This window comes from Pseudomonas gregormendelii (assembly GCF_017114825.1).
In the GTDB taxonomy this organism is placed as follows: Bacteria; Pseudomonadota; Gammaproteobacteria; order Pseudomonadales; family Pseudomonadaceae; genus Aquipseudomonas; species Aquipseudomonas gregormendelii.
The window spans coordinates 108,193-131,526 of the sequence record NZ_JADEVO010000007.1 but is presented as its reverse complement, the minus strand read 5'-3'; the positions used below and the strand labels follow the sequence as shown (position 1 = coordinate 131,526).

At 59.8% G+C, this 23,334-nt stretch carries 18 protein-coding genes and 6 pseudogenes; 11 read left to right on the top strand and 13 right to left on the bottom strand.

The window, feature by feature from the left end; all coding sequences use genetic code 11:
• The 4 genes from IMW75_RS07630 (at position 1) to IMW75_RS07615 (ending at position 5,519) form a co-directional block, all read left to right on the top strand.
• On the top strand, positions 1–2,115 hold the full coding sequence (locus IMW75_RS07630; RefSeq protein ID WP_205892242.1) for an EAL domain-containing response regulator: 2,115 nt from the start codon (positions 1–3) through the stop codon (positions 2,113–2,115).
• 175 nt (positions 2,116–2,290) lie between these two features.
• Entirely contained in the window at positions 2,291–3,601 is a 1,311-nt protein-coding gene (locus IMW75_RS07625) for a sensor histidine kinase (RefSeq protein WP_052672982.1), read from the top strand.
• 88 nt (positions 3,602–3,689) lie between these two features.
• Positions 3,690–5,132, top strand: a complete 1,443-nt coding sequence (locus tag IMW75_RS07620; RefSeq protein ID WP_045059064.1) for an ATPase domain-containing protein — start codon at positions 3,690–3,692, stop codon at positions 5,130–5,132.
• 24 nt (positions 5,133–5,156) lie between these two features.
• Positions 5,157–5,519: a response regulator gene (locus IMW75_RS07615; protein WP_045059053.1), complete on the top strand. Its 363-nt coding sequence runs from the start codon at positions 5,157–5,159 to the stop codon at positions 5,517–5,519.
• A gap of 43 nt (positions 5,520–5,562) precedes the next feature.
• Here IMW75_RS07615 and IMW75_RS07610 read toward each other — a convergent pair whose 3' ends face one another.
• From IMW75_RS07610 to IMW75_RS07600, 3 genes and pseudogenes are all read right to left on the bottom strand, one after another.
• Positions 5,563–5,862, bottom strand: coding sequence for a hypothetical protein (locus IMW75_RS07610; protein WP_082069160.1), 300 nt, complete (start codon positions 5,860–5,862; stop codon positions 5,563–5,565).
• 96 nt (positions 5,863–5,958) lie between these two features.
• A pseudogene (locus tag IMW75_RS07605) lies at positions 5,959–6,836 on the bottom strand (EamA family transporter).
• 274 nt (positions 6,837–7,110) lie between these two features.
• Positions 7,111–8,004, bottom strand: coding sequence for a LysR family transcriptional regulator (locus tag IMW75_RS07600; protein WP_205892241.1), 894 nt, complete (start codon positions 8,002–8,004; stop codon positions 7,111–7,113).
• Positions 8,005–8,245: 241 nt separating this feature from the next.
• Here IMW75_RS07600 and IMW75_RS07595 point away from each other — a divergent pair, with 241 nt between their 5' ends.
• Together IMW75_RS07595 and IMW75_RS07590 are read left to right on the top strand one after the other, a co-directional pair.
• Positions 8,246–9,457 carry an MFS transporter gene (locus tag IMW75_RS07595; protein WP_205892240.1) on the top strand — a complete coding sequence of 404 codons (1,212 nt, stop codon included), beginning with the start codon at positions 8,246–8,248 and terminating at the stop codon, positions 9,455–9,457.
• A 105-nt stretch (positions 9,458–9,562) separates the two neighbouring features.
• Positions 9,563–11,422 carry an ABC transporter ATP-binding protein gene (locus IMW75_RS07590; RefSeq protein WP_205892239.1) on the top strand — a complete coding sequence of 620 codons (1,860 nt, stop codon included), beginning with the start codon at positions 9,563–9,565 and terminating at the stop codon, positions 11,420–11,422.
• A gap of 20 nt (positions 11,423–11,442) precedes the next feature.
• Here the strand turns inward: IMW75_RS07590 and IMW75_RS07585 are convergent.
• Positions 11,443–11,829, bottom strand: a pseudogene (locus IMW75_RS07585) (helix-turn-helix domain-containing protein); the annotation flags it as partial.
• A 296-nt stretch (positions 11,830–12,125) separates the two neighbouring features.
• Here IMW75_RS07585 and IMW75_RS07580 point away from each other — a divergent pair.
• Together IMW75_RS07580 and IMW75_RS07575 are read left to right on the top strand one after the other, a co-directional pair.
• Entirely contained in the window at positions 12,126–12,437 is a 312-nt protein-coding gene (locus tag IMW75_RS07580) for a cupin domain-containing protein (RefSeq protein WP_004880438.1), read from the top strand.
• Between the two features lie 351 nt (positions 12,438–12,788).
• Entirely contained in the window at positions 12,789–13,049 is a 261-nt protein-coding gene (locus tag IMW75_RS07575) for a DUF2790 domain-containing protein (RefSeq protein WP_045057893.1), read from the top strand.
• 44 nt (positions 13,050–13,093) lie between these two features.
• On the opposite strand, the gene IMW75_RS07570 is transcribed toward IMW75_RS07575, so the two are convergent.
• From IMW75_RS07570 to IMW75_RS07550, 5 genes are all read right to left on the bottom strand, one after another.
• Positions 13,094–14,026: a LysR family transcriptional regulator gene (locus IMW75_RS07570; RefSeq protein ID WP_205892238.1), complete on the bottom strand. Its 933-nt coding sequence runs from the start codon at positions 14,024–14,026 to the stop codon at positions 13,094–13,096.
• A 72-nt stretch (positions 14,027–14,098) separates the two neighbouring features.
• Positions 14,099–15,049: an aldo/keto reductase gene (locus tag IMW75_RS07565; RefSeq protein WP_205892237.1), complete on the bottom strand. Its 951-nt coding sequence runs from the start codon at positions 15,047–15,049 to the stop codon at positions 14,099–14,101.
• A 15-nt stretch (positions 15,050–15,064) separates the two neighbouring features.
• Positions 15,065–16,552 (bottom strand): efflux transporter outer membrane subunit, encoded by a 1,488-nt coding sequence (locus IMW75_RS07560; protein ID WP_205892236.1) that lies wholly within the window; start codon positions 16,550–16,552, stop codon positions 15,065–15,067.
• A gap of 19 nt (positions 16,553–16,571) precedes the next feature.
• Positions 16,572–18,047, bottom strand: coding sequence for a DHA2 family efflux MFS transporter permease subunit (locus tag IMW75_RS07555; protein ID WP_045057883.1), 1,476 nt, complete (start codon positions 18,045–18,047; stop codon positions 16,572–16,574).
• Positions 18,047–19,183, bottom strand: coding sequence for an HlyD family secretion protein (locus IMW75_RS07550; RefSeq protein WP_205892235.1), 1,137 nt, complete (start codon positions 19,181–19,183; stop codon positions 18,047–18,049). Before IMW75_RS07550 ends, IMW75_RS07555 begins: the two co-directional genes overlap by 1 nt.
• 260 nt (positions 19,184–19,443) lie before the next feature.
• Between IMW75_RS07550 and IMW75_RS07545 the strand changes: the two genes are divergently transcribed.
• The 3 genes from IMW75_RS07545 to IMW75_RS07535 all read left to right on the top strand — a co-directional run bounded on the left by IMW75_RS07545 (position 19,444) and on the right by IMW75_RS07535 (position 21,988).
• The gene (locus tag IMW75_RS07545; protein WP_205892234.1) at positions 19,444–20,067 is read left to right on the top strand and encodes a TetR/AcrR family transcriptional regulator; all 624 of its coding nucleotides are present in this window, start codon (positions 19,444–19,446) and stop codon (positions 20,065–20,067) included.
• Entirely contained in the window at positions 20,042–20,605 is a 564-nt protein-coding gene (gene mug / locus IMW75_RS07540; RefSeq protein ID WP_209012748.1) for a G/U mismatch-specific DNA glycosylase, read from the top strand. The genes IMW75_RS07545 and mug overlap by 26 nt, the downstream gene beginning before the upstream one ends.
• A gap of 138 nt (positions 20,606–20,743) precedes the next feature.
• The gene (locus IMW75_RS07535; RefSeq protein ID WP_237142241.1) at positions 20,744–21,988 is read left to right on the top strand and encodes a serine hydrolase domain-containing protein; all 1,245 of its coding nucleotides are present in this window, start codon (positions 20,744–20,746) and stop codon (positions 21,986–21,988) included.
• A gap of 117 nt (positions 21,989–22,105) precedes the next feature.
• Here the strand turns inward: IMW75_RS07535 and IMW75_RS07530 are convergent.
• From IMW75_RS07530 to IMW75_RS07520, 4 pseudogenes are all read right to left on the bottom strand, one after another.
• Positions 22,106–22,690: pseudogene (locus IMW75_RS07530) on the bottom strand (MFS transporter); the annotation flags it as partial.
• A 72-nt stretch (positions 22,691–22,762) separates the two neighbouring features.
• Positions 22,763–22,882, bottom strand: a pseudogene (locus IMW75_RS07525) (FAD-dependent oxidoreductase); the annotation flags it as partial.
• Positions 22,883–22,991: 109 nt separating this feature from the next.
• Positions 22,992–23,155 (bottom strand): annotated as a pseudogene (locus tag IMW75_RS27330) (IS5/IS1182 family transposase); the annotation flags it as partial.
• A pseudogene (locus IMW75_RS07520) lies at positions 23,155–23,298 on the bottom strand (IS5/IS1182 family transposase); the annotation flags it as partial. The pseudogenes IMW75_RS27330 and IMW75_RS07520, both read right to left, overlap by 1 nt.
• Positions 23,299–23,334: the final 36 nt, after the last annotated feature.

The following is a 23,334-nucleotide window of genomic DNA, read 5'->3' as shown; positions in this document are numbered from 1 at the left end:
ATGTCCGACACTGCCGCAACCCTGTTGATCGTCGACGATGAAACCCATGTGCGCAAACTGCTGCAGATCCTGCTGCAGAATCAGGGTTATCAGACACAAACCGCCAGTTCGGGGGAAGAGGCCCTCGCGATGATTGCGCAACAGCCGCCCGACCTGATCCTGCTCGATATCATGATGCCGGGCATGGACGGCTACGAAGTCGCCCGCCACCTGAAAACCGACAAGGCCACCTCGAACATTCCGATCATCATGCTCTCGGCTTTGGGGGAGCACAGTGCGCGTATATCGGGCCTGGAGGCGGGGGCTGAAGACTTTCTCAGCAAGCCGGTGGAAAGCGCCGAATTGTGGCTGCGGGTGCGCAACCTGCTGCGGCTCAAGGCGTTCGGCGACTACCTCAAAAGCCACAGCCTGATGCTCGAAGAGCAGCTGCAGCAGCGCACCATCGACCTGGAGCGCTTTCGCTCGGCGATGGATGCCTCGGGGGACGCGATTTTCCTGGTCAACCGCAGCAGCATGCAGCTGATCGAATTCAACCGGCGGGCTTGCCAGGTGCTGGGTTACACCCCTGAAGAGCTCCTGCGCATGACACCTGCGGACCTCGGCGATCAAACCATTGAAGAGCTCAAGGGCTTGTATGACCAGATCATCGCCGGCACAGGGCCGAACGAGCCTGCAGAGTCGCGCATCCGTTGCAAGGACGGCAGTTACCTGGAGGTGGAAGTCCATCGCCAGGCCTACAAGACCGGCGACGACTGGATCATTGTCGGTATCGCGCGCGACATTACCCAGCGCAAGGAAAACGACCAGCGCATGCTGCAAATGGCCCACTACGACACCTTGACCGGCCTGCCCAACCGCAATCTGTTTTTTACCACACTGGAGATGGGGCTCACCCAGGCGGTGCTCAGCGATTGGCAGTTGGCCGTGGTGACGGTTGATCTGGACGATTTCAACAACGTCAATGAAACCTGGGGCCACCTGCTGGGTGACCAGATGCTGGCTGAGCTGGCTCAGCGCCTGACTGGCTGCCTCAACGTCAGCGATACCTTGGGGCGCTTGCACGGTGACGAATTCGCCCTGATCCTTATGCTCCGCCAGGGCCAGGCGGACCCGCTGCAAACCGTCGAGCGCATCCGTGAAGTGCTGCGCCTGCCGTTTCAGCTCGACGGCCAGGACACGTCGATGACCGCCAGTATCGGTATTTCCCTGTACCCCAACGACGCCGCCGATGCCCAGAGTCTGATCAAGCAGGCCAACACCGCCAGGCACCGGGCGAAGAAGATCGGCCGCGATACCTACCGGTTTTATACCGCGCAAATGAACGTGGAAGCCTCGGCGCGCCAGGAGATGGAAAACGCCCTGCGCGAAGCCGTGCAACAGCAGGCATTCGAACTGTTCTACCAGCCCAAGATCGACCTGGAAGACGGCGCGGTGTGCGGGCTTGAAGCCCTGTTGCGCTGGCCGCGGCCGGGGCAGGCCAATGTGTCCCCTGCGGTGTTCGTACCTATCCTGGAAAGCATGGGGCTGATTACCGAGGTAGGTAACTGGGTGATCACCCGGGTCTGTCAGAAAATGGCCGAGTGGCAACGTGCCGGGCAGGGGCCGTTGCAGGTGGCGGTCAACGTGTCCGGCCAGCAGATCATCGAGGGCGACCTGATCGCCAGCATCCGCCAGGCCCTGATCGACAACCAGATTGAACCACGCTGGCTGGAAATCGAGCTGACCGAAAGCTCGCTGATGGAAAATACCGCCCACACCATCGCCAGCCTGCAAACGCTCAAACAACTTGGGGTCAAGGTTTCCATCGACGACTTTGGCACCGGTTATTCCAGCCTGGCTTACCTGCGGCGATTCCCGATCGACAAACTGAAGATCGACATCGCCTTCATCCGCGAGGTGACCAGCAACCCCCAGGACGCCGCGATTGCCCGGACCATTATCGAGCTGGCTCACAGCCTTGATCTGCAGGTCATCGCCGAGGGGGTAGAGACCCCCGAGCAGCTGGCATTCCTCACGGAAAACGGTTGTGACCAGGTGCAGGGTTACCTGTTCAGCCGGCCCTTGCCGGTCCCGGAGCTGGAGGTGTTCCTGCGCGAGCAGCAGGCATCCACCTGAGTAAAATGATACTCAACATAAAAATTTGAAACCTTTTGCCGTGGATTGCAATCCATCGCCCATAGGGGAGCAATTTTGCGCTCGCCGTCAGGTGGGCAAAAAGCAAAGGTTGGCTTTACACAAGACGACGTTGCCCGGTGCACGAAGGGCAGTCTCACAACGAGCCGGACTCAACATGCCAACTAATCACTTACCAGGCGCCGGCGCTGGCTTCCTGGCCTACGACACCCATCGGCTCGCCCTTATAGAGATAGGCGAGCGGATTCGCGACCTGGATGACACGCCCGCGTTAGCCTATGCGGCAGCGGAAATACTCGGGCGCACATTGCAGGTCAGCCGGGTCGGCTACGGCACCATCGACCCGGTGGCCGAGACCATCACGATTGAGCGCGACTGGAACGCGCCGGGGATTGAAACCCTGGCTGGCGTCTTGAGTTTTCGCGAATACGGCAGCTACATCGAAGACCTGAAAAAGAGCGAGACCGTGGTGGTGCGCGATGTCGGCGAGGACCCGCGAACTCGTGACAGTGCCCAGCAGCTCAAGGCGATCAGCGCCCAGTCGTTTATCAATATGCCCATCACCGAGAAAGGCCGGCCGGTGGCGCTGCTCTACCTCAACCATTGCGAGGTTCGCGACTGGTCGGATGATGAGCTGGCGCTGATTCGCGAAGTCGCCGAACGCACGCGCATGGCAACCGAACGCTGCCGTGCCCGGGATGATCTGCGCGATTTGGCCGCGTCCCTTGAGCATCAGGTGCAGGTGCGCACGGAGCAATTGCGTCAGTCGCAGAAGATGGAGGCCGTGGGGCGCTTGACCGGACGCTTTGCCCATGACTTCAACAACCTGTTGACCGTTATCCGGTCCTCCTGTGACTTGCTCAAGCGCCCTGGCAGTTCCGAGGAACGCCGTCTGCGCCTGGTCGAAGCGATTTCCGAGGCCGTGGAAAGAGGCAGCAGCCTCACCGGTCAGTTGCTGTCATTTGCGCGCCGCCAGGCGCTCAATCCGTCGGCGCTGGATGTGAACGCCAGTGTCACGGCCATCGCCGATGCCATTACGTTGCAGGTTGGGCCGGGCATCAACGTAGTCATCGATTTGCCTGAACAATTCTGTGCGATTCTCGCTGATCCAGGCCAGTTCGAAGTGGCGCTGCTCAACCTGGCCAACAACGCCATTGAAGCCATGCACGGCCAGGGTGAAATGGTCATCAGCGTGACCGCAGCCGAGCGTATTCCGGCTACCCGGGGTGACCCTGCCATCGACGGCAACTTCATTGCCATCGCTGTCAGCGACAACGGCTCGGGCATTGCGCCGTTTTGTCTCGAAAGGATTTTCGAACCTTTTTTCACGACCAAGACCGTTGGCCAGGGCACCGGCCTGGGCTTGAGCCAGGTGTTCGGGTTTGCCAAGCAGTCTGGTGGCGAGATACGCGTGGACAGTTGCCTGGGCCAGGGCAGTGCCTTCACCCTGTATTTACCTTGTGCGTAAGCGAGCGAGTGGATAGCCCGAATCGGAAAATGGCGTTAGCATCGTAGACCTTCGGCCGATGGCCTGTAGTTCAGATCAGGGTTTCATTGTGGAAAAGCTAAAACGCCTTCAAAGCGGAATCGAGGGGCTTGATGCTCTGCTCAAGGGTGGGCTTGTCGCGGGTTCGTCCTACATCATTCAAGGACGCCCGGGCTCTGGTAAAACCATCCTCGCCAACCAGCTCGGGTTTCATCATGCGCGCAATGGCGGCCGGGTCCTGGTCGCCACGTTGCTGGCCGAATCCCATGATCGCCTGTTTCAGTTTCTCTCGACCCTGAGCTTCTTCGAGCCGGCCCGGGTCGGCGCCGAGATTCAGTTTGTCAGCGCTTTCGACACCCTGGAAAACGAAGGCCTGGACGAAGTGGTCAAACTGCTGCGGCGTGAAATCAGCCGACAGAAGGCCACGGTGCTGGTGGTCGACGGCTTGCTCAATGCGCGCTCCAAGGCCGACTCACCCATCGACACGAAAAAATTCATCTCCGAGCTGCAAGGCCACGCCGCCTTCGCTGGTTGCACCGTGCTGTTCCTCACCAGCTCCCGGCTGGATGACGGCAGCCCCGAGCACACCATGGTCGATGGCGTCATTGAGATCGGTGAAGAGCTGTTCGGCACCCGTTCCGTGCGGCGCATCCAGATGCGCAAGACCCGGGGCAGCGGCGCGCTTACCGGCCTGCACGAATGCGAAATCACCGATGACGGCCTGGTCGTCTATCCACGTTTGGAAAGCCTCTACAGCCATCCGTCCATGCCCGACAGCGCAGACCTGACGCGCATCCCCAGCGGCATTGGTGCGCTTGACGGTCTGATCGGCGGCGGGTTGCACAGTTCCTCCGTGACCTTGGTGATGGGCCCTTCGGGGGTCGGCAAAACCACCCTGGGCCTCAAGTTTCTTGCTGAATCGACGGTGGACGCCCCCGGCCTGCATTTCGGTTTTTACGAAAGTCCGCAACGGCTGCGGCTCAAGGGCCAGTCGTTGGGGATCGACATCAAGGGCATGGAAGAAAGTGGCGCGCTCAGCATTGCCTGGCAGCCCACCACCGAGGGCTTGATCGACAGCCTGGGTGCACGCCTGCTGAGCATCGTCGAGCAGAAGGGCATCAAGCGCGTGTTTATCGATAGCCTCAGTGGTCTGGCACGGGTGTCGACCACGCCGGCGCGGATCACTGATTTCTACAGCGCCCTGATGAGCGAACTGCGCGCCCGGGGCGTGACGGTATTCGCCTCGTGGGAGATGCGTGACCTGTTCGGTTCCGAGGTCAGTGCGCCGACGCCGGACCTGTCGAGCATCGTCGATAACCTGATGCTGATGCGTTTCTTCGAGACCCAGTCTGAACTTCGACGACTGCTTTCGATTCTCAAGGTACGAGACAGCGGCTATGACCCCTCGCTTCTTGAAGTGGTTATCCATGAACACGGCGTCGAACTGAAAAAGGCCTCACGACATGCAACGGCAGTCCCCAATGATTCTGCGTTGCCCGGTTCAATTTCCTAAGTCTGTGAGTCGGGTTGAATTGACATGACCACCATCCTGGTCGTCGACGACGAGTACTTGATCGCTGATATCCTCGGCTACGCGCTGGAGGATGAGGGGTTCATGGTAGTAAAGGCCAGCAATGGCCAAAAAGGGCTTGAGGTGCTGGAGCGCGAGCGTCCTTCGCTGGTCATTACCGACTTCATGATGCCGGTGATGGACGGCCTCGAATTTGCCAAGGCGGTTCGGGCACTGCCGGTGGCCAGTCAATTGCCGATCATCCTGATCAGCGGTGCCCAGGCCCACATCGGCATGCAGCGCTCGGACCTGTTCGATGCGGTGCTGGAAAAGCCGTTCAATATTGACCTGGTGATCGCCAAGGCGCGGGAGCTGCTGGCGTTGAGCTGACCGGCCTGGCAAAACCTGCCGCCACCCCCAACTCCCTGATGCATCAATTCCGGCACTCCGACAAGACCACCTTGCAGGTCCTGGGCGTGCCGCCTGATCGTCCGGCATAACGAGCGCAGTTATTCAGCGACTTCTGCCGGGCGATGCTCAGGGTAGCCCCCCACGCCAGGCCGCCTTCGCCGGCCGTGGGCAAGGCCTTGGCATAGCAACTTGAACCGACGTTCGAAGCCGCGTAGCGAGCCGTGGTGGTTCTGCCGGAACAACCGGCAGTCAGCGCCAGGTTAATGGCGAGCAGGGAGGGTATGACCCAGGTTGAGCAGGGATGCGCTGTTTTGGCGGTCATTCCCATGTCCCCTGTAGCGACGTGATGGTGACGTGTTTAGCGTAGTCGGTTTATTTTCTACGCAATATTGAGTTTTCATTCCTGTAATGACGATGCCTACTTTGGCGCGCCGGTCATGCGATAAGTCAGCAAAACGATGCCGGTGACCACAATCACCCCTCCCAGCACCTGCCCCGCGCTGAGCATTTGATCCAGCACAATCCAGCCCATCAGCAGCGTTGCCAACGGCTCGATGTTCATGACCGGCGCATTGCGTGGCATGTTCAGTCGAGGCACTGAAATGAACAGCACGATAAAACCGGTGCCATAAAGCACCACCAGAGTGGCGAGGGCCAGCCATCCGGTCGAGGTTGCGGGCAGGTTCAGTCCGCCTGGCAGGGCGCCGGTCAGGCCCGCCAGATTGACGCTGCTGAAGACGATAAAAATGGTCAACAGACTGCGCACCGAACCACGTACCTGCGCCAATTTGTGGTCGGTGATCCACAACGCGCAGGCGAATACGCTGGCGGCGCAGAACGCGAGTGCGACGCCCAGGAGCCATTCCGGGCTGACGTCGCTGGTGGTCGAAAGGCGCCCGGGGACGTCGAGCACAAACACCAGCCCCACCAGAATCAAACCCATCAACATAGCGGTGCGCGCGGTTGGTCGCGGGCCGCCCATTGCCCATGTAAGCAACGCCAGCAGGATGGGGAACACGTTTGCCACCAGCAGCGCCAGTGCCACCGGCACCCGCGCGGCACCCGCGCGACAGCCGAGTACAGGCACAGGCTCTGCGCGGTAATCAGGAGGCCCAACAGCAATTGCCAGCGCCAGGCACCTGCCGGCAGACGCAGACTCTGTTTTTGCCACAGCACCAGGATGGCGAGTACCAGCAAGGTCCCGCCAGAACGCAGCAAAATCGCCAGCAACACACCCGCGCCATCATCGAAAGCGACCCGTGCCGCCACATGGTTGCCGGCGAACGCACAGCCCATGCACAACAGAATGATCACGGCGAGATGGCGGGGGAAAGGCGCCGGTAGGGTTTGGGCAAGGGCAGGGCGGGGCATGGCAGATCTCGAAGGGTGACAGGCCAACTCGGGATGGCTCGTGGGTTTTTATTATGTTGTCGTACAACTGCTTCGATTTGTATCCTATTCAGCCAGGCCGGGCAAGAGAGTTTTTGAGCGATGAAGGCTTTAGGATTGAGCTAAGTTGAATTTTTCTAGTGCTTTGGCAAAGCTGTAGAGGTCGTATGACTTCGTTAGGTCAGCTTCTGTACCTCAACGCTTCCACCAATGCAGAAAACGCTGCAGACGTCTGGCGTCTGTTGGGATAGTACAAATGGTTGCCCTGGAACTCAGGGCACCAGTCGGCCAGGACCTCCTGGAGTCGGCCGTCGGCCAGGTACGGTGCAACCAGTTCTTCGGGTACGTAGGCCAAGCCAATGCCATCGGCGGCTGCGTTGAGTACATGCATGATGCTGTTGAACACCAGTTGGCCGTCGACCTTGACCGTAAAAGCCTTGCCATCGTTTTCGAATTCCCAGGCGTAGATCGCCCCGGATGGTCGGTGGCGGATGTTCACGCATTTATGTCTGGTCAACTCATGGGGGGTTGTGGGAGCCGGGTTGCGGGCGAAGTATTCTGGAGAACCCACCACGGCCAACCGCCAATCCGGGCCTATGCGAACGGCGATCATGTCTTTGCTGATCGATTCGCCCATTCGGTTGCCGGCATCAAATCGCTCCTCGACCACGTTGGTGAAGCCATAGTCGACGTAGAACTCCAGCGTGATATCCGGGTAGCACGTCAGGAATTCTGCAAGCATCGGCCGCACGCACAATTCAATCTGATCGTCAGTACAGGAAATACGAATCGTGCCACTGGGCTTGTCCCGCAGCTCGCCCAGCGCTTCAAGCTCGGCGGTAATCTGGTCAAAGAGCGGGGCAATCGAGCGCATCAACCGTTCCCCCGCCTCCGTGGGCGCCACATTGCGTGTCGTACGGGCCAGCAGTCGTATCCCCAGTCTTTGTTCAAGTGCGCGGATCGTATGGCTTAGCGCAGAAGGCGAGACGCCCAGTTTGGCGGCGGCTTTCGTGAAGCTCTGATCTCGCGCTACTGCCAAAAAAGCCTGCAGGTCGTTGACTTTGGTGTTGGCCATTACTGAATTTTTCTCAAAACCGCATGAAGATTATGACTACTAATCAAGATATTCCCGATCAGTCAAGCTATGTCACCTACGGGCGATGGCTTGGATGGCCGGTGCGGGTCAGGTGCATCGGTATGACCGCGTGGACTTGATTCCCTGGACCCGGCTCAACGCCTTTTTTACCCGGCAGCTGACGGTGGTTGGCTAACCGGGCAGGGCTGCACCCCACAACGTTTGGATGAGAGGTTTTTGCATGACGGCTCAAGTATTCGACACCCCGGAAGGTGATGTCTCAGCCCGGCCTGGGACTGGCGAACAGCCGGCCTGCTGGAGTGGCATTTTTGCGATGACACTGTGCGTATTCGCGCTGATTGCCTCGGAATTCATGCCTGTCAGCTTGCTTACGCCGATTGCCTCGGACCTGCAAATCAGTGAAGGGCTGGCCGGTTACGGGATCGCCATATCCGGCGCTTTCGCGGTGCTGACCAGCCTTTCGATTTCCAGGCTGGCAGGCTCGCTGGACCGCAAGACGCTATTGCTGCTACTGACCGGGATGATGTGTGTGTCGGGGCTGGTGGTGGGCCTGGCGCCAAACTATACGGTGTACATGATGGGGCGTGCGCTGATCGGCGTGGTGATCGGCGGGTTCTGGTCGATGTCGGCGGCAATGGCCATGCGCCTGGTGCCTTCCCATAGCGTGCCCAAGGCTCTGGCGATCTTCAACGGTGGCAATGCGTTGGCAACCGTAGTGGCCGCACCGCTGGGAAGCTATCTGGGCAGTGTCATCGGTTGGCGGGGCGCTTTTTTGTGCCTGATTCCGGTCGCGATCATCGCGTTGATCTGGCAATGGATCAGCCTGCCAGCCATGCCGGCGGCGCCGCGCAAAGCGGGTGCTGGCAATGTCTTTCGATTGTTCAAAAAGCCATTGGTCAGTTTCGGCATGTTGAGTGTGGGCCTGTTCTTCATGGGGCAATTTGTGTTGTTCAACTATCTGCGCCCGTTCCTGGAAAGTATCACGGGTGTAGATGTCTCCCTGTTGTCGATGATCCTGCTGGTCATCGGAGTGGCGGGTTTTGTCGGGACCCTTGTGATCGGCACATTCCTGAAAGCCGGAATGTACCGGGTACTGGTCTGCATTCCACTGTTGATGGCCGCCATTGCACTGTCCTTGATTGTCCTCGGCGACGGAGTCGTGGCAGCGTTTGTATTGCTGGGTCTGTGGGGCCTGATCGCAACGGCGGCACCGGTGGGGTGGTGGTCATGGCTGGCCAAGGCATTGCCCAGGGACGCGGAAGCCGGTGGCGGCCTGATGGTGGCCGTCATTCAGCTATTCATCGCGCTGGGCTCCACCCTCGGCGGGCTGCTGTTCGACGCAAGCGGCTATCGCCTGACATTTCTCGCCAGCGCCATCTTGCTGGTGCTGGCGGCAGTATCGGCCTTTTTCACATCGCGAAAACAGCTTTGATGGAAGGTGGATTTGATCAAGGCAGGCTAATGTCCGCCGCTTGAAACCCTCAAGGCAACCGTTCAATGGCAGAATCTCCCGAACTTGATCTTTTTGGAGACCACCATGCTTCGTGGATTTGAACGAAGGCTCGACCCTTTTCCTCCCGACGAGGTACCACCGCCACCCGCGGGGCTGGCGCGGTTCCTGTGGGCATGCACACGGGGCGCGCGCGGTTATATTCTTGCGTTTGCGCTGCTGAGTGCCGGTGTGTCGATCTACGAAGCCTGGCTGTTTTCTTTCCTCGGCCAGGTCGTGGATCTGCTCTCGACCTGGAAAGCCGGCGGTGATGCCGCGGCCCAGGAAAGTCGCGTGCTGTGGGGAATGGGCATCGTAATGGTGACCAGTGTTGCACTGGTGGCGTTGCGCACCATGGTGCAGCACCAGATATTGGCGATCAACCTGCCGTTGCGGCTGCGTTGGGACTTCCACCGCCTGATGCTGCGGCAGAGCCTTTCGTTCTTTTCCGATGAGTTTTCCGGCCGGGTCACCACTAAGGTGATGCAGACTGCGCTGGCTGTGCGCGACGTGCTGTTCACCCTTATTGAGATCGTCCCGGGAATAGGCGTGTACTTCATCGCGATCATTGCGCTGGCCGGCGGCTTCGCACTGAAACTGATGCTGCCTTTCATTGCCTGGATCCTGCTGTTCGGGCTAGCCATGCTCTATTTCGTACCCCGTTTGGGTAAAGTCGGGCAGGAACAGGCGCACGCGCGCTCCTCGATGACCGGGCGTATCTCCGACGCCTATACCAACATCACGACGGTCAAGCTGTTCTCCCACTCCAATCGTGAAGCGCACTTCGCGCGTGCAGCCATGGAGGATTTCAAGCTGACCGGCTTTCGCCAGATGCGCCTCGTCAGCCAGTTCGAGATCGTCAACCAGGCATTGGTGGTGGCCTTGATCATGGCGGCCGGCGGCTATGCCCTGTGGCTATGGCACCAAGGCGAGGTCGGCGCCGGTGCCGTGGCGGCCATCACCGCCATGGCGTTGCGCATCAATGGCATGTCGCACTGGATCATGTGGCAAATGACCTCTCTGTTCGAGAGCATCGGCACCGTGCAGGACGGCATGTCCACACTGACCCACGGCCCCAAGGTGCAGGACGCGCCGGACGCAGGTGTGCTGGTGACTTCTGGCGGGGCGGTCACTTTCGACAACGTCAGCTTCAACTACAACGGCGAGCGCCAGGTGCTCGATGGCCTGAGCCTGAACATCCGCGCGGGCGAAAAAATCGGTCTGGTTGGCCGCTCCGGGGCAGGGAAGTCGACACTTATCAACCTGCTGCTGCGCTTTTACGACGTCGACAAAGGAGAGATTCGCATCGACGGGCAAAACATCGCACACGTCACCCAAGACAGCTTGCGCAGCGCCATTGGGATGGTCACTCAGGACACTTCCCTTTTGCACCGTTCCATCCGCGACAATATCGCCTACGGCCGACCTGACGCGAGCGACGCGCAAATCCGCAGTGCTGCGGCCAGTGCGCAGGCCGATGAGTTCATCAGCCAACTGAGCGACCGACAAGGCCACACCGGCTACGACACCCTGGTAGGCGAGCGCGGCATCAAGCTTTCGGGCGGCCAGCGCCAGCGCGTCGCGATCGCCCGGGTGATGCTCAAGAACGCTCCGATCCTGCTGCTTGACGAGGCCACCAGTGCACTGGACTCGGAAGTCGAAGTGGCGATTCAGGAAAGCCTCGATGACATGATGCAAGGCAAGACCGTGATCGCAATCGCCCATCGGCTGTCCACGATCGCAGCCATGGATCGACTTATTGTCATGGATGACGGCCGTATCATCGAGCAGGGCACTCACAGCGAACTGCTCGCTAAGAACGGCATCTATGCGCGGCTGTGGCATCACCAGAGCGGCGGTTTTCTGGGGGAGGATCGAGGGGTGGCCGAGTTTATGGAGCAGGAGTGAGCGTGAAGTGTCCGGCGCGTTTATTCATGCGCCGTCTCCGCACCGGCCGCTGACCACAGTTCGTAAGCTTCTTTCATCCTCTGCCAGGTATGCGCGTCGGCGGGGATGAGGTGCTCGATGCGCAATGAGGCCACGGTGATATCGAGCGGCATGCCGAACGTTGTAAAGGTGGATAGGAATCGCAGTTCCCCTTTGTTGGTGCGCACTCGGGTCAGTATCAAGGGTGACGATGGTGTGTCCAGCGGGATGTCTGTCGGCCCTGCCAGGTGCTGCATAAGACGCGCCAAGTCGGGATTGCTGATGGCTTCCCTGGCGGCACGTTGCCACGCAATAGCCCGGATTTCCTGTGCGTTCACCAGACAGTCACCCAAGCCGCCGGGACGCAACAGGGTGTCGAGCAGGTTGAGACGTCGCCTCATGCCACCGCCGCCTTGTAGGAGCTGCCGAAGGCTCGGGCCGCGTTCGGCAGCTCCTACAGGGAATGTTGCAGCACAACATTCATCGAGCATCGCGAATGCGTGCGGAAAAGTTCGGTATCCCGTGTATGTCACCACCTGGGGCGATCCGAAATCGGAGGACAATAGATCCGGTTCCTTTTCCGATAACGTGCATCTCGCATTGGCCTTCTTTTTGGTTAGCAGTGGACGGTCAAAGGTTCTGATAGATTGGGACAAATTTGCTATCTGTTCGAGAAACACAATCCATGAGAGTTATTCGTAGCAAGGATTTCACCGCCACTCGCGCCTGGGGCGCTGACGACATTGCTAACATGGGTGGAACCACCGTCCGCCTCCATTGGACCGACCAGCCGTACAAATGGCATGTGAATGATGGCGAGGAGGTGTTCGCCGTCCTCGACGGCACGGTAGATATGCATTATCGCGAATCAGGCATCGAGCGCGTCGTGACATTGGTGGTGGGCGACGTGTTTTTCGCAGGGGTGGGATGTGAGCACGTTGCGCATCCTCGTGGAGAAGCGCGGATTCTGGTCATCGAACGTGAGGGCAGCGTTTGAACGACCTAAGCTTGCGCTCATCACTATCAGCGGCTTTGACAGATCATTCGGGATCGATAGCGTGCATTGGCGACAGGTCGCTCCTGGCAAAAAAGCTTCCGGTCATCAGAAGCTATTCTGAGCCAATTACTCCGTTCATGAAGACTCTCACGTAAGCCTCATGAAGGGATTCTTCAGCGGAACGTAAGAAACACGTAACCGCCCCTGGTCATGCAATCCTCGATTCATACAAACTCCGGCAATACTCTTTGTCCAACCCCCCCGTTTTTCTCCCACCCCGCGCCACCTAACATCGCCCCCAAGCCGCCAGCAATTACGCTTCGCGGCTTCCTCAACGAGGCGGTGAACATCATGACCTTCAAGAAAACAGCCCTGCTCATACTTTTCGGCACCTTCGGTGCACACGCCTATGCGGCGGACAACGCCGAGTCCAAAACCATCCCAATCGAGACCTACGACTACGCAACCAAACTGGACATCGAGCACGTCATCTCCATCAGCGAACCAGCCAACGAGTGTGCCCCGGTGCCGGTTCGGATGACTTATGAGGACTCTTACGGCGAGCGCCATGTTTTGCAGTATCAAGTGATGGGGACCGGCTGCTCAAGTTGAGTCCGGTGCTGGCGTTGGAGGGTCGACACTCCATGCCGCTACGCTCAGTTTCCTGGTCCGATGATGTGTTCATCCGATGCCAGTCGCTCTGGTATCGACTGCTTGAGAAATTCCACCCAGGTTTTGATTTTCGCATCGACGAACTTGCGCGACGGGTAGATCGCGAACAGGTTCAACTCTTCCCTCCGATATTTCGGCAAGACCCGCACCAGCGTTCCCGCCCTCAAGCCGTCCACGGCCGATGCAATCGGTTGTATGCCAATTCCCATGCCTTTGTTGATCGCGATGGTCATGCCGTCAGCGGTGTTGATGTGCAAGGGCGACACCGGAATGTTGATGGTTTCCATGCCTTCGGGCCCTTCGAATGTCCAGTTTTCCTCCGGCATCACTGTGTTGACGATGCGCAGGCAATCGTGTTCGCCGAGTGTGGCGGGGGAGTCGGGGGTTCCGCGTTTTTTCAGGTAGGCCGGCGAGGCGCACAGCACGCTGTAGGTGGTACCCAGCCGTTGTGCAACGAAGCCGGAATCGGGCAGGTCGCGGGCCAGGACGATGGACATGTCGTAGCCTTCCTCGAGCAGGTCGGGGACGCGATTTGTCAGGGTCAGGTCGAACATCACGGTGGGGTGGATCTCGCGGTATCTGGCGATGGCGTCGATCAAGTAATGGTTGCCGATAGCCGACATGGTGTGGATTTTCAGGCGGCCGACGGGAAGGGTTTGCGCGGTGCCAGCTTCGTCGTCGGCGTCGCGCACGTCGTCAATGATCTTTTCGCAACGTTTCAGGTAGCGCATGCCGGCCTCCGTGAGGGCCAGACGTCGAGTGGTTCGGTTGATCAGGCGCGTGTGCAGCCGGGTTTCGAGGGCGGTGATGGTTTTCGAGACGTTGGTCGTGGTGGTATCCAGCAATTGCGCAGCGGCGGTGAAGCTGCCGCTTTGGGCGACGCAGACGAAGAAGCGCATGCTCTGGAAGACGTCCATCGGGGTGCTCCCGCAAATTCACTGGAAAAATAGATAGATGGCTTCGCTCGGAGGCCGTCTATCTATCGTGTGTCACTTCTTGCGTGGAATAAACCCCGGCACCCCTGTCTCCACCACGGAGTTGAAACGAATCCGCGTGGTGATCTCGTCCTTGATCTCCCGCATGGCGCGCTGCGGCAGGGTGCTGATGTCGAAGTTCTCCTGAATGTGCCCTGGCGTCGCCGAAGTGGTGAGAAACGCGGTACCGCGCTGCACAGCCCAGGCAAGCAGCACTTGTGCCGGGGTCTTCTGCACGCGCTTGGCGATGCCGGTGATCACCGAGTCCTCCAGCACATTCGGCTGCATGCCATGGCCCAACGGGGCGAAGGCGAGGACGAGTATGCCGTGCTGTTTGCAGAACTCCAGCAGCTCCCATTCAGGCAAGTACGGGTGCGATTCGATCTGCACCACGGCCGGCTTGATCCGTGCGGCGGCGACGATTTCCTTGAGAGCGTCGAGGGTGATGTCCGAGAGGCCGATGGATTTGCAGCGACCCTCATCCACCAGGTTCTCCAAGGCGCGCCAGGTATCGATCAACTTGACCTCGCCGTCGTAAATCACATGACCGTACACGTCGCGCGGGTCCTGGTCGTCACCCGCCTGGAAAGCGAACGGCGTGTGAATCAGGTAGCAATCGATGTAGTCGACCTGCAAACGCCGGCAGCTCGCTTCGAGTGCTGCTTTGACTCGCTCCGGACGGTGGTTGGTGTTCCACAGTTTAGTGGTGACGAACACGTCTTCGCGTCGGATCAGACCGGCGGCGAACACCTGCTGAAAGGCCACGCCGACCTGTTCTTCATTGCGATAGCGCTCGGCGCAGTCGAAGTGGCGAAAGCCCACTTCCAGGGCGCATTTGACCGCTTCGGTGGTGGTGCTCAGGTCGCGGAACAGCGTGCCGAATCCCACCGCCGGCATCGCGCCAGCGCCATTGTTCAGCGGTAAACGGGTGTCGCGTAGTACATCGTTAAAGGCTTCGTAGGTCATGGCGTTTCTCCGTCGTTACAGCGGTTGTTGAGCGAGGGATTTCGCAGCGGCGTGGGCGGCGACTTGTTGCTTGAACACGCCAACCGAGTGGCCGCCGAGCGCGACGAACAGGTGCACGCTGTCGAGGTAGCGCGCGGTCCGGGCCTGGATCTGGCCGAGCAGCGCCTGCTGGTAGGCGCGCTCGGCTTCGAGCACCTGCAGCACGCTGTTTTCTCCCTGCACGTAAGCTTGTTGGTTGAGCCGCAAACTGCTATCGGCGGCGCGCAAGGCGTCGTCCTGGACCTGGCTCCGCTCCGCGCCGTGGTTGATCGCCTGCAAGGTGTCCGCGACCTGACCGAACGACTGAATCAGCGTCTGTTGATAGCGGGCGAGTGCCGCGTTGTAGCCTTCGACGGCCGCCTGACGTTCAGCTTTGAGCGTGCCACCATTGAAGATCGGCGCAGTCAGCCCCGCGGCGAATCCCCACAGTGCGGCGCCCCCGTTGCCGGATGCCGCTTGCGCTAGCGAGGCGGACAGCTCGACATGCGGGTACAGATTGGCGGTGGCGACACCCACGGCGGCGCTGGCGATGTGCAGTTCCGACTCGGCTTGCAGCACATCCGGCCGGCTGTGGGCCATCTCCGACGGCAGACTGACCGGGATGCTCTGCGGCAAGTTGAAGTCATCGAGGCTGAAGTCGGGGGCAATCCAGTCCGCCGGACCTGCGCCGGCCAGAATCGACAACGCATGACGTGCGGCATCGCGCTGCTGGGCGAGGGGCGGCAGCAGGGTGCGATCCTGGGCGAGGCGGGTTTCGGCAAGCGATACGTCGATCTGGTTGGTGCTGCCGCTCTGATGGGCGCGGCGGATCAGGTCGAGATTCTTCGTGTCGTTGGCCAGCAGGGTTTCCACGGCCTGGATCTGCGCGTTGGCCGAGGCGAGCAGCAATGCCTGACTGGCGACGTCTCCGGTCAGCGTCAGGTACGCGGCTTCGTAGCGATGGGTTTGCAGAGTGGTCAGTGCTTGCTGCTGTTCGACCCGCCGTTTGTTGCCACCAAACGCATCCAGATCAAACGCGACTCGTGGACCGATTGCGTAGAAATTTTCCACCACGGGTTCCGGCCCGTTGTGCGTGCGTTGGCGTCCGGCCTGGCCGGCGAAATCCACTTGCGGATACAGCGCGCCTTCAGCGGCTGCCACCGAGGACGCGGCTTGGCGAATGGTGGCGTCGGCAGCGACCAGTTCGAGGTTGCCAGCGATGGCGCGACGCACCACTTGATCGAGCTTCGGCGAGTGAAACGCCGACCACCAGTCACCGTTGAGGCGTTGGCCCATGTCGACGTGCTGAGCCCCCGGCGCGCCCTGTGTCTGCTCGGCCTGCTGGTCGTAGTGTTGCGATTGACTGACATCGGGTCGCTGAAAGTCCGGCCCGACAGTACAGGCCGACAACATGACCAGCGCCGCCAACAGGGTGATTTTCGTCGGCAACGATTGCCGCGAGATGAAGCGCGTAAAAGATTTCATGTTCCAGACTCCACTAACATTAGTTGGCCGCAACGGGCTTGCGCAGGAACAGCACCAGTGGACTGACCACCAGCATCGCCACTAGCAGAATCTTGAATTGGCCCATGACCGCGATAAACGCCGCTTGATGGGTGATCAGATGGTTCAAGCCCTCGAGCGCTGGCGGGGACGTCGGCAGCGAATGGCGATAGGGCGTCAGCTGGCTGGCCAGCGCCGAGTGCATGGACTGGGTGTTGTTGAAGAAGTAGATCTGCACCACCGCCACGCCAAGCGTGCTGCCGTAGACGCGCATCAGGTTGAAGAAACCGGTGGCTTCCGGGCGCAGCTGCGGTTCGAGGGTGCTGAAGGCGACTTTGCTCAGGGCCGGCATCAACATGCCGAGTCCGGCGCCCTGGACGAATCCGCTGACGGCCACGGGCGTCCAGTCCATCAGTGGCGAGTAGCCGAGCATCAGCCAGTTGGCGTACACCACGAGCGCGATGCCGAGGACAACAAACAACCGAGGATCGATCCGCGTCGGCGCCCGGCCCATCAGCAGGAAAGCGCCGACCAGGCCAATGCCGCGCGGTATGGTCAGGAACCCTGTGGTGTCTGGCGGGTAACCGAGGATTTCATCGAGCATCGGTGAGGTCAGCGCCATGGTCGACAGCAACACGAAACCGAGGGCGAAGAAGATTGCTGTTGAGCACAGGAAGTTGCGGTCGGCGAACAACCCCTTGCTGAGGAAATGCACCTGGCGCGTCAGCACATGCACCACGAACAGGTACAGCCCGAGCGCGCTGGCCAGCGCTTCGATCCAGATCTCCGGCGAGTCGAACCAGTCCAGCCGTTCGCCACGGTCGAGGAGCATTTGCAGCCCGATCATGCCGAGGGTGAAGCTGGCAAAGCCGAAGAAATCGAATGCAGGACGCTGTGCGGCTTTCTTCTCGGAGAGCAACAGTGTTACGACCATGAAGATGTAAGCGGTCAGTGGCAGGCTCAGGTAAAACATCGGTCGCCAGTCGAAGTACTCGCAGATCACACCGCCGATGCTCGGACCGCTGACGATGCCGAACAATACCAGCGCCGTCCATTTCGGGCCGAAGCCCTGGTGGCGTGCGGCGGGCAGCGTCTCCATGGCAATAGCCATCGACAACGGCGCCAGCACGCCGGCGGCGAGGCCTTGCAGGATGCGCGCGGCGATGAACGTCAGCGGCGTGTCGGCCAGGGTAACGAGCCACAGGCCCGTGGCGAACGCGGCGAGCGCAGTCTGATAGACAAGCTTCAAACCAAAGCGCCCGGCCAGCCATTGAGCGACCGGCGTGGTGATGGCGCTAGCGGCAAGGTACGCGGTGAAGATCCACCCGGCCTGGTCGTCGGTCATCGACAGGCTGCCCTGAATCAGGCGCAGTGCCGCGTTGGGCAGCGGCAGGTTGGCCGACTGCAGGTAGGTCGCAAGCAGGGCGACGAAGCGCAGGGCGCGGGCGTCGGCTGCCGCCGAAGTGGTGGTATTCATCAGAAGTCACCTGCGCTCAGCAACGACTTGAGGGGATGCCACCATGGCGTACGGTGCCCGGTGTCGACCCGGACCGTGGCGCTGATACCGGAAAACAGCGGCAGGCTCGGATCAAGCTCATCCAGCTCCAACCGTACCGGCACCCGTTGCACTACTTTCACCCAGTTACCAGTAGCGTTCTCCGGCGGCAGCAGAGCAAAGTCGGAACCTGCGCCCGGGCTCATGCTGGTAACGTGGGCCTTGAACTGGCGATCCGGATAGGTATCGATCGAAATGGTCGCGGCCTGCCCGGGGCGCATGTGCGTGACTTGCGTCTCGCGGAAGTTGGCTTCGACCCAGATCTCGCGGTTGGAAATCAATGCGAACGCGGGCGCGCCGCTGTTGAGGTAGTTGCCGACTTGCAGATCGTCGACCTTGGCAACGATTCCGTCGTCCGGTGCGGTCACGGTGGCGTAGGACAGGTACAGTCGCGCCTCATCGAGCTGCGCCTTGGCCTCGCGAACGGTCGGGTGGCTGTCGATAGCGATGTTCGCGTTGCCGTTCAGCGCGACCACCGTGCTGGCGATTTGTTGTTCAATCGAGGCGATGCGTTGGTGCGAGACTTTAAGGTCGGTTTCTGCCCGTTCGTATACCGCTCGTGAGACGAAGTCGGCGGCTACCAGGGCTTTTTTGCGGACGAACTCTTTCTGGTCGTAATCCTCCGACGCCCTGGCCGATTGCAGTTCGGCCTGTTGCTGGCGATAGCTGGCCTTGAGGCTGTCAATGCGCAGCCGGGCTTTACCCAGTTGGGCTTCGGCGCGGTCGACGGCGATCTGCAACGGCGCCGGATCGATGAGAAACAGCACCTGGCCCTTGTGCACCGATTGGTTATCTTCCACCGCGATCTCGACCACTTGTCCGGAAATCCGCGCATTGATCGAGGCTTTTGCGACCCGGGCGTAGGCGTTATCGGTGGAAACGAAGGGCTCGTTGGCCAGGTAATAGTTGCAGCCCAGCGCTGCAAACAGCGCCGGGAGGCCGGCCATGAGCAGCGGCCGAAGCTTCTCCTTGAACTGCTTTTTTGGCGAGGTGCCACCTAGGTCAGGACCTGGATGTTGTTGGGCGTTTGTTGCCGAGAGATCGAATTGCTTAGTCATGATCGAATCCACCTGTAACCGGGAAATCGGGCCGACCTGTGCGCAATCGCCAGCGGCCCCGACATCATCATTGCCGTGAGTAATCAAGCCCGTGCGCGGCGGGGGGAGGGTGGCTCCGTTGCCGCTGTTTTCGTCGTCGCCAGACCCGGTTCGAGCTCCGCTACAACAAACTGCGAATCAAGGAATTTGTGTTTCCTCAATTTTGTGCGATGGTGTAAGAATATGGGTGACTAACCCTTCCTGCAAGGAATTTGTACGACATGGCACAAAATAAACCGACGGTAGGAAAAGGCCGGGGCCGTCCCCGCGCCTACGATCCGCAGACCGCGCTGAACCAGGCGCTAGGTGTGTTCTGGAACACCGGCTATTCGGCGGCTTCGCTGGATAGCATCGCCAGCGCCGCCGGAATGAACCGGCCGAGCCTCTATGCCGCGTTCGGCGATAAACACGCGCTGTATATAAAGGCGCTCGACCAATATTGGGAAACTGCCCATGCCACGATGCAGGCCGCGCTGAACAACAGCGACCTGACGCTTGCGCAAGCGCTGATAGCCTTCTATGAGGGGCAACTGGCGATTTACTTCTCGGGTGACGGCCAGCCTCGTGGCTGTTTTGCGATTGGCACGGCGACCACTGAAGCGGTCGAGGATCTGCAGATCCGCGAAGTGCTGTCACTGCGACTCAGTCAACTGGATGCTGATCTGGAAGCGCGGTTGCGCAAGGCCGTCGCCTCCGGCGAGTTGCCAGGCGATGTCGACGCCGAATCCCTGGCGGTACTGGCGTCGTCGTTGCTGCACAGCATTTCGATCCGCGCCCGCGCCGGCAAATCCCGCGAGGAACTGAGCGCGCAGGCTCGTAATGCCGTTCGCGTCATCTGCGGCTGAGAGGTGTCAGGTGGGAGAGGGGCTTGAGGACATTCTGGCCGAAAAACTGTCAGTGGTTTTTTGCGGCATCAATCCCGGACTGTTGGCCGCCGCCCAGGGGCATCACTTCGCAGGGCGGGGCAATCGCTTTTGGCGCACATTGCATCTGGCCGGGTTCACCCCGCATGTAGTGTGCGCGGTAGACGACCAATCGCTTCTGCAATACGGCTGCGGATTGACCGCCGTCGTCGAGCGGCCGACGGCGCGGGCGGATCAGTTGTCGGCTGATGAATTCAGCGCTGTAGCTGTCGGGTTCAAGCAGAAGATCGCCCGCTGTGCGCCTCGCTACGTGGCGTTTCTTGGCAAAGCTGCATACGCCGGATTGTCCGGGCGAAAACAGCTGCAATGGGGGCTTCAGGCGGAGACGTTTGCTGGCGCGGCAGTGTGGATTCTGCCGAACCCCAGTGGACGTAATCTGGCTTTCAATCTGGAGCAACTGGCGGCGGCGTATCGAGAGCTCTACCGGGCATCTGTGGTTGGAGCGCGGGTGCCCGATTGAGCGCAAAGACATAAACGTGAAACATATCCGCCATTCCATCAGCGCTGCCCATGCGGCGCAATCCCAATGAGTAGGCTATGGTTCAAGCGCGTGCGTGTCCCAATGTTCGTGAACGGCAAAAACAAAAAAGGATAGGTTATGCACTCATCCGTTATTTTTCGTCCGGCTGCGCCTGGTCGGGCGCTGCTTCTCTCGCTGGGTCTGCTCTCTGCGGGTATCACCTCGGGCGCATGGGCTGACGACTATCCCCACTCCCAGGAGCCGATTGGCACCGTCGAGCAGATCTATGACGGCGCCATGCTCCCCGATCTTGCGGTCAGTACCTACCGCAACATCGACCGGCTGTTCCCTACCCACAGGATCAAGGCCGGCGATCACCCGTATGCGATGGCGAAATCGGAAAAACAGTTGCCCGACGTGCGCTTTACTGTAGGGGACAAAAAGTACGACCTGTATGACTTCGTCGCACTGGACAGCATTACGGCGATGCTGGTGCTCAAGGACGGCAAGGTCGTGTTCGAGACCTATCAGCGTGGCAACACCGAGAAAACGCGCTGGATGTCGATGTCGATGGCCAAATCCATTACCTCTACGCTGGCGGCTGCAGCGATCAAAGACGGCCTTATCAAGGGCCTCGATGCGCAAGTGGTGGATTACGTTCCAGAACTAAAGGGCAGCGCCTACGATGGCGTAACCGTGCGCAACGTGCTGATGATGTCGTCGGGGGTGAAGTGGAACGAGACCTACACCGACCCAGCGTCTGACCGTCGTGCGCTACTCAAAGCGCAAATATCGCAAAAACCGGGTTCGGCCATGGCGTTGATGGCAAGTTTGCCGCGAGCGGCTGAGCCCGGCACGACCAACAATTACAGCACTGGCGAAACGCAGGTACTCGGAGAGATCGTTCGTGGCGCTGTGAAGATGCCGCTGGCCGATTATCTGTCGAAGAAGATCTGGCAGCCGTTCGGTATGGAGAGTGATGCCCGGTGGTGGCTCGATTCACCTGACGGTGTGGAAATCGGTGGCAGCGGTATCAGCGCCACGCTGCGCGATTATGGACGCTTCGGGCTGTTTTTCATGAACGGCGGCAAGATCGATGGAGCGTCGATTCTACCCGAGGGTTGGGTCAAGGAGGCGACGCTGCCGACCACCCTCAAAGGCGGCAAATCCCTGGACTACGGCTACATGTGGTGGACGGCATGGACCGAGCCGTCGGTGAAAGACGGCGCCTATTCCGCGGTTGGTATCCAAGGCCAGAACATCTACATCAACCCCGCCAATAACGTGGTAATTGTCACCTTCGGTGCCCAGCCCAAACCGGTTGATAAAGAGCCGATCGACCCGATGGTATTTTTTGATGCCGTGGTAGCTGCGTTGAAGTAATTCAGCGTGTCGGATGACGTTGATGTCATCCGACGAAAGACTGTAATCGACCTTACGCCAATCTGATTCGGTTCCCGCCGCTGATCGACCCGTGGTGAGCGATCGGCGATCAAGGAACTAAACGGTTCTAACTGCCAACGTTTTTTGCCGACGATACAGAATCGTCGTCGCCGTGAACCCGCACACCGCCGCGAACATCAGCCAGTAGGCAGGTGATGCCTTGTCGCCGGTGGCCTGGACGAGCAGTGTCGAAATTGCCGGAGTAAAACCGCCAAACACTGCGGTGGCCAAACTGAAGGCCAGTGAGAATCCGACTACCCGCACGTTCTGTGGCATGACTTCGGTCAGTGCCGCGACCATGGCGCCGTTGTAAATGCCAAAGAAGAATGAGAAGTACAGCAGGACAGCGAGCAGTCGTTCGAAACTCGCCGCCTCTGCCAGCCAGTGCATGGCGGGATAGGCGGTGAAGATGCACAGCAACGATATCGCCAGCAACAGTGGCCGACGGCCAATGCTGTCGGAGAGGGGGCCGCCGATAGGCAGCCAGATAAAGTTGCTGATGCCGACCAGCAGTGTCACCACCATGCTGTCAGTGGTGCTCAGGTTCAGTACTGTCCTGCCAAACGTCGGTGTGTAGACCGTAATCAGGTAGAACGTGGTGGTAGTCATGGACGCCAGCAAGCCGCCCGCCAGGACGGTGCGCGGATAGGCATCGATCAACACGTCCTGCGGTTCGTCGTGCATGCACCGCAGGTTACGGGAGTGTTGGGAGTTGCCACCGCGCCAGATTTTCGGAGAGGCTTCCTGCAGCATCACACTGGCGCCCGCTTCTCGCGCCATCAGAGCGGCGCACAAGGCAGCGTTGCCACCCCCTATGATTAAGACATCGATCATTATCGCTCCTCGATTAGCAAGGAAGCGGGAACGAAGTGCTCCTTGCGAGTGGGGAGAACGATAGGGTGGGGAAGCAGTGGCCGAAAGGCTGCTTTTGACGCGGGTTCGCCATATTGCTCAGTTGCCCACGATCATTACCAACGTTGCTCACCTCATGGGCAATGATCAGATGGTGTTTGTCGTCGACAGCGTTTGTACGTTGTAACCAACCGTTTCGGTGCCTCGGCCGCTCTTGGCCATTGAGCGTGCATCTGGGCCTGTGAGGAAGAGCTCTCAAAACCAAGTACGCCCAGGTCGAGTTCATCGACGAAAACATCGACCACGCGCACTGGATTTTCTTCAGATACGTAATCGTCCAGACACTCCGGCAGCAAGGTGACTTGCGTCCGAGCCTCACCTTCAATAAATCTTTTCATGATCGCCCGTTACGATCTAGACGATCAGAAGATTAG

Excerpts from the sequence above, each read along its gene's own strand:
- IMW75_RS07595 (WP_205892240.1), top strand. The coding sequence starts at position 8,246 with ATGACGGCTCAAGTATTCGACACCCCGGAAGGTGATGTCTCAGCCCGG.
- IMW75_RS07610 (WP_082069160.1), bottom strand. The coding sequence starts at position 5,862 with ATGACCGCCAAAACAGCGCATCCCTGCTCAACCTGGGTCATACCCTCC.
- IMW75_RS07630 (WP_205892242.1), top strand. The coding sequence starts at position 1 with ATGTCCGACACTGCCGCAACCCTGTTGATCGTCGACGATGAAACCCAT.
- IMW75_RS07575 (WP_045057893.1), top strand. The coding sequence starts at position 12,789 with ATGACCTTCAAGAAAACAGCCCTGCTCATACTTTTCGGCACCTTCGGT.
- IMW75_RS07535 (WP_237142241.1), top strand. The coding sequence starts at position 20,744 with ATGCACTCATCCGTTATTTTTCGTCCGGCTGCGCCTGGTCGGGCGCTG.
- IMW75_RS07600 (WP_205892241.1), bottom strand. The coding sequence starts at position 8,004 with ATGGCCAACACCAAAGTCAACGACCTGCAGGCTTTTTTGGCAGTAGCG.
- IMW75_RS07545 (WP_205892234.1), top strand. The coding sequence starts at position 19,444 with ATGGCACAAAATAAACCGACGGTAGGAAAAGGCCGGGGCCGTCCCCGC.
- IMW75_RS07550 (WP_205892235.1), bottom strand. The coding sequence starts at position 19,183 with ATGACTAAGCAATTCGATCTCTCGGCAACAAACGCCCAACAACATCCA.
- IMW75_RS07560 (WP_205892236.1), bottom strand. The coding sequence starts at position 16,552 with ATGAAATCTTTTACGCGCTTCATCTCGCGGCAATCGTTGCCGACGAAA.
- IMW75_RS07555 (WP_045057883.1), bottom strand. The coding sequence starts at position 18,047 with ATGAATACCACCACTTCGGCGGCAGCCGACGCCCGCGCCCTGCGCTTC.
- IMW75_RS07565 (WP_205892237.1), bottom strand. The coding sequence starts at position 15,049 with ATGACCTACGAAGCCTTTAACGATGTACTACGCGACACCCGTTTACCG.
- IMW75_RS07590 (WP_205892239.1), top strand. The coding sequence starts at position 9,563 with ATGCTTCGTGGATTTGAACGAAGGCTCGACCCTTTTCCTCCCGACGAG.
- IMW75_RS07580 (WP_004880438.1), top strand. The coding sequence starts at position 12,126 with ATGAGAGTTATTCGTAGCAAGGATTTCACCGCCACTCGCGCCTGGGGC.
- IMW75_RS07615 (WP_045059053.1), top strand. The coding sequence starts at position 5,157 with ATGACCACCATCCTGGTCGTCGACGACGAGTACTTGATCGCTGATATC.
- mug (WP_209012748.1), top strand. The coding sequence starts at position 20,042 with ATGCCGTTCGCGTCATCTGCGGCTGAGAGGTGTCAGGTGGGAGAGGGG.
- IMW75_RS07625 (WP_052672982.1), top strand. The coding sequence starts at position 2,291 with ATGCCAACTAATCACTTACCAGGCGCCGGCGCTGGCTTCCTGGCCTAC.
- IMW75_RS07570 (WP_205892238.1), bottom strand. The coding sequence starts at position 14,026 with ATGGACGTCTTCCAGAGCATGCGCTTCTTCGTCTGCGTCGCCCAAAGC.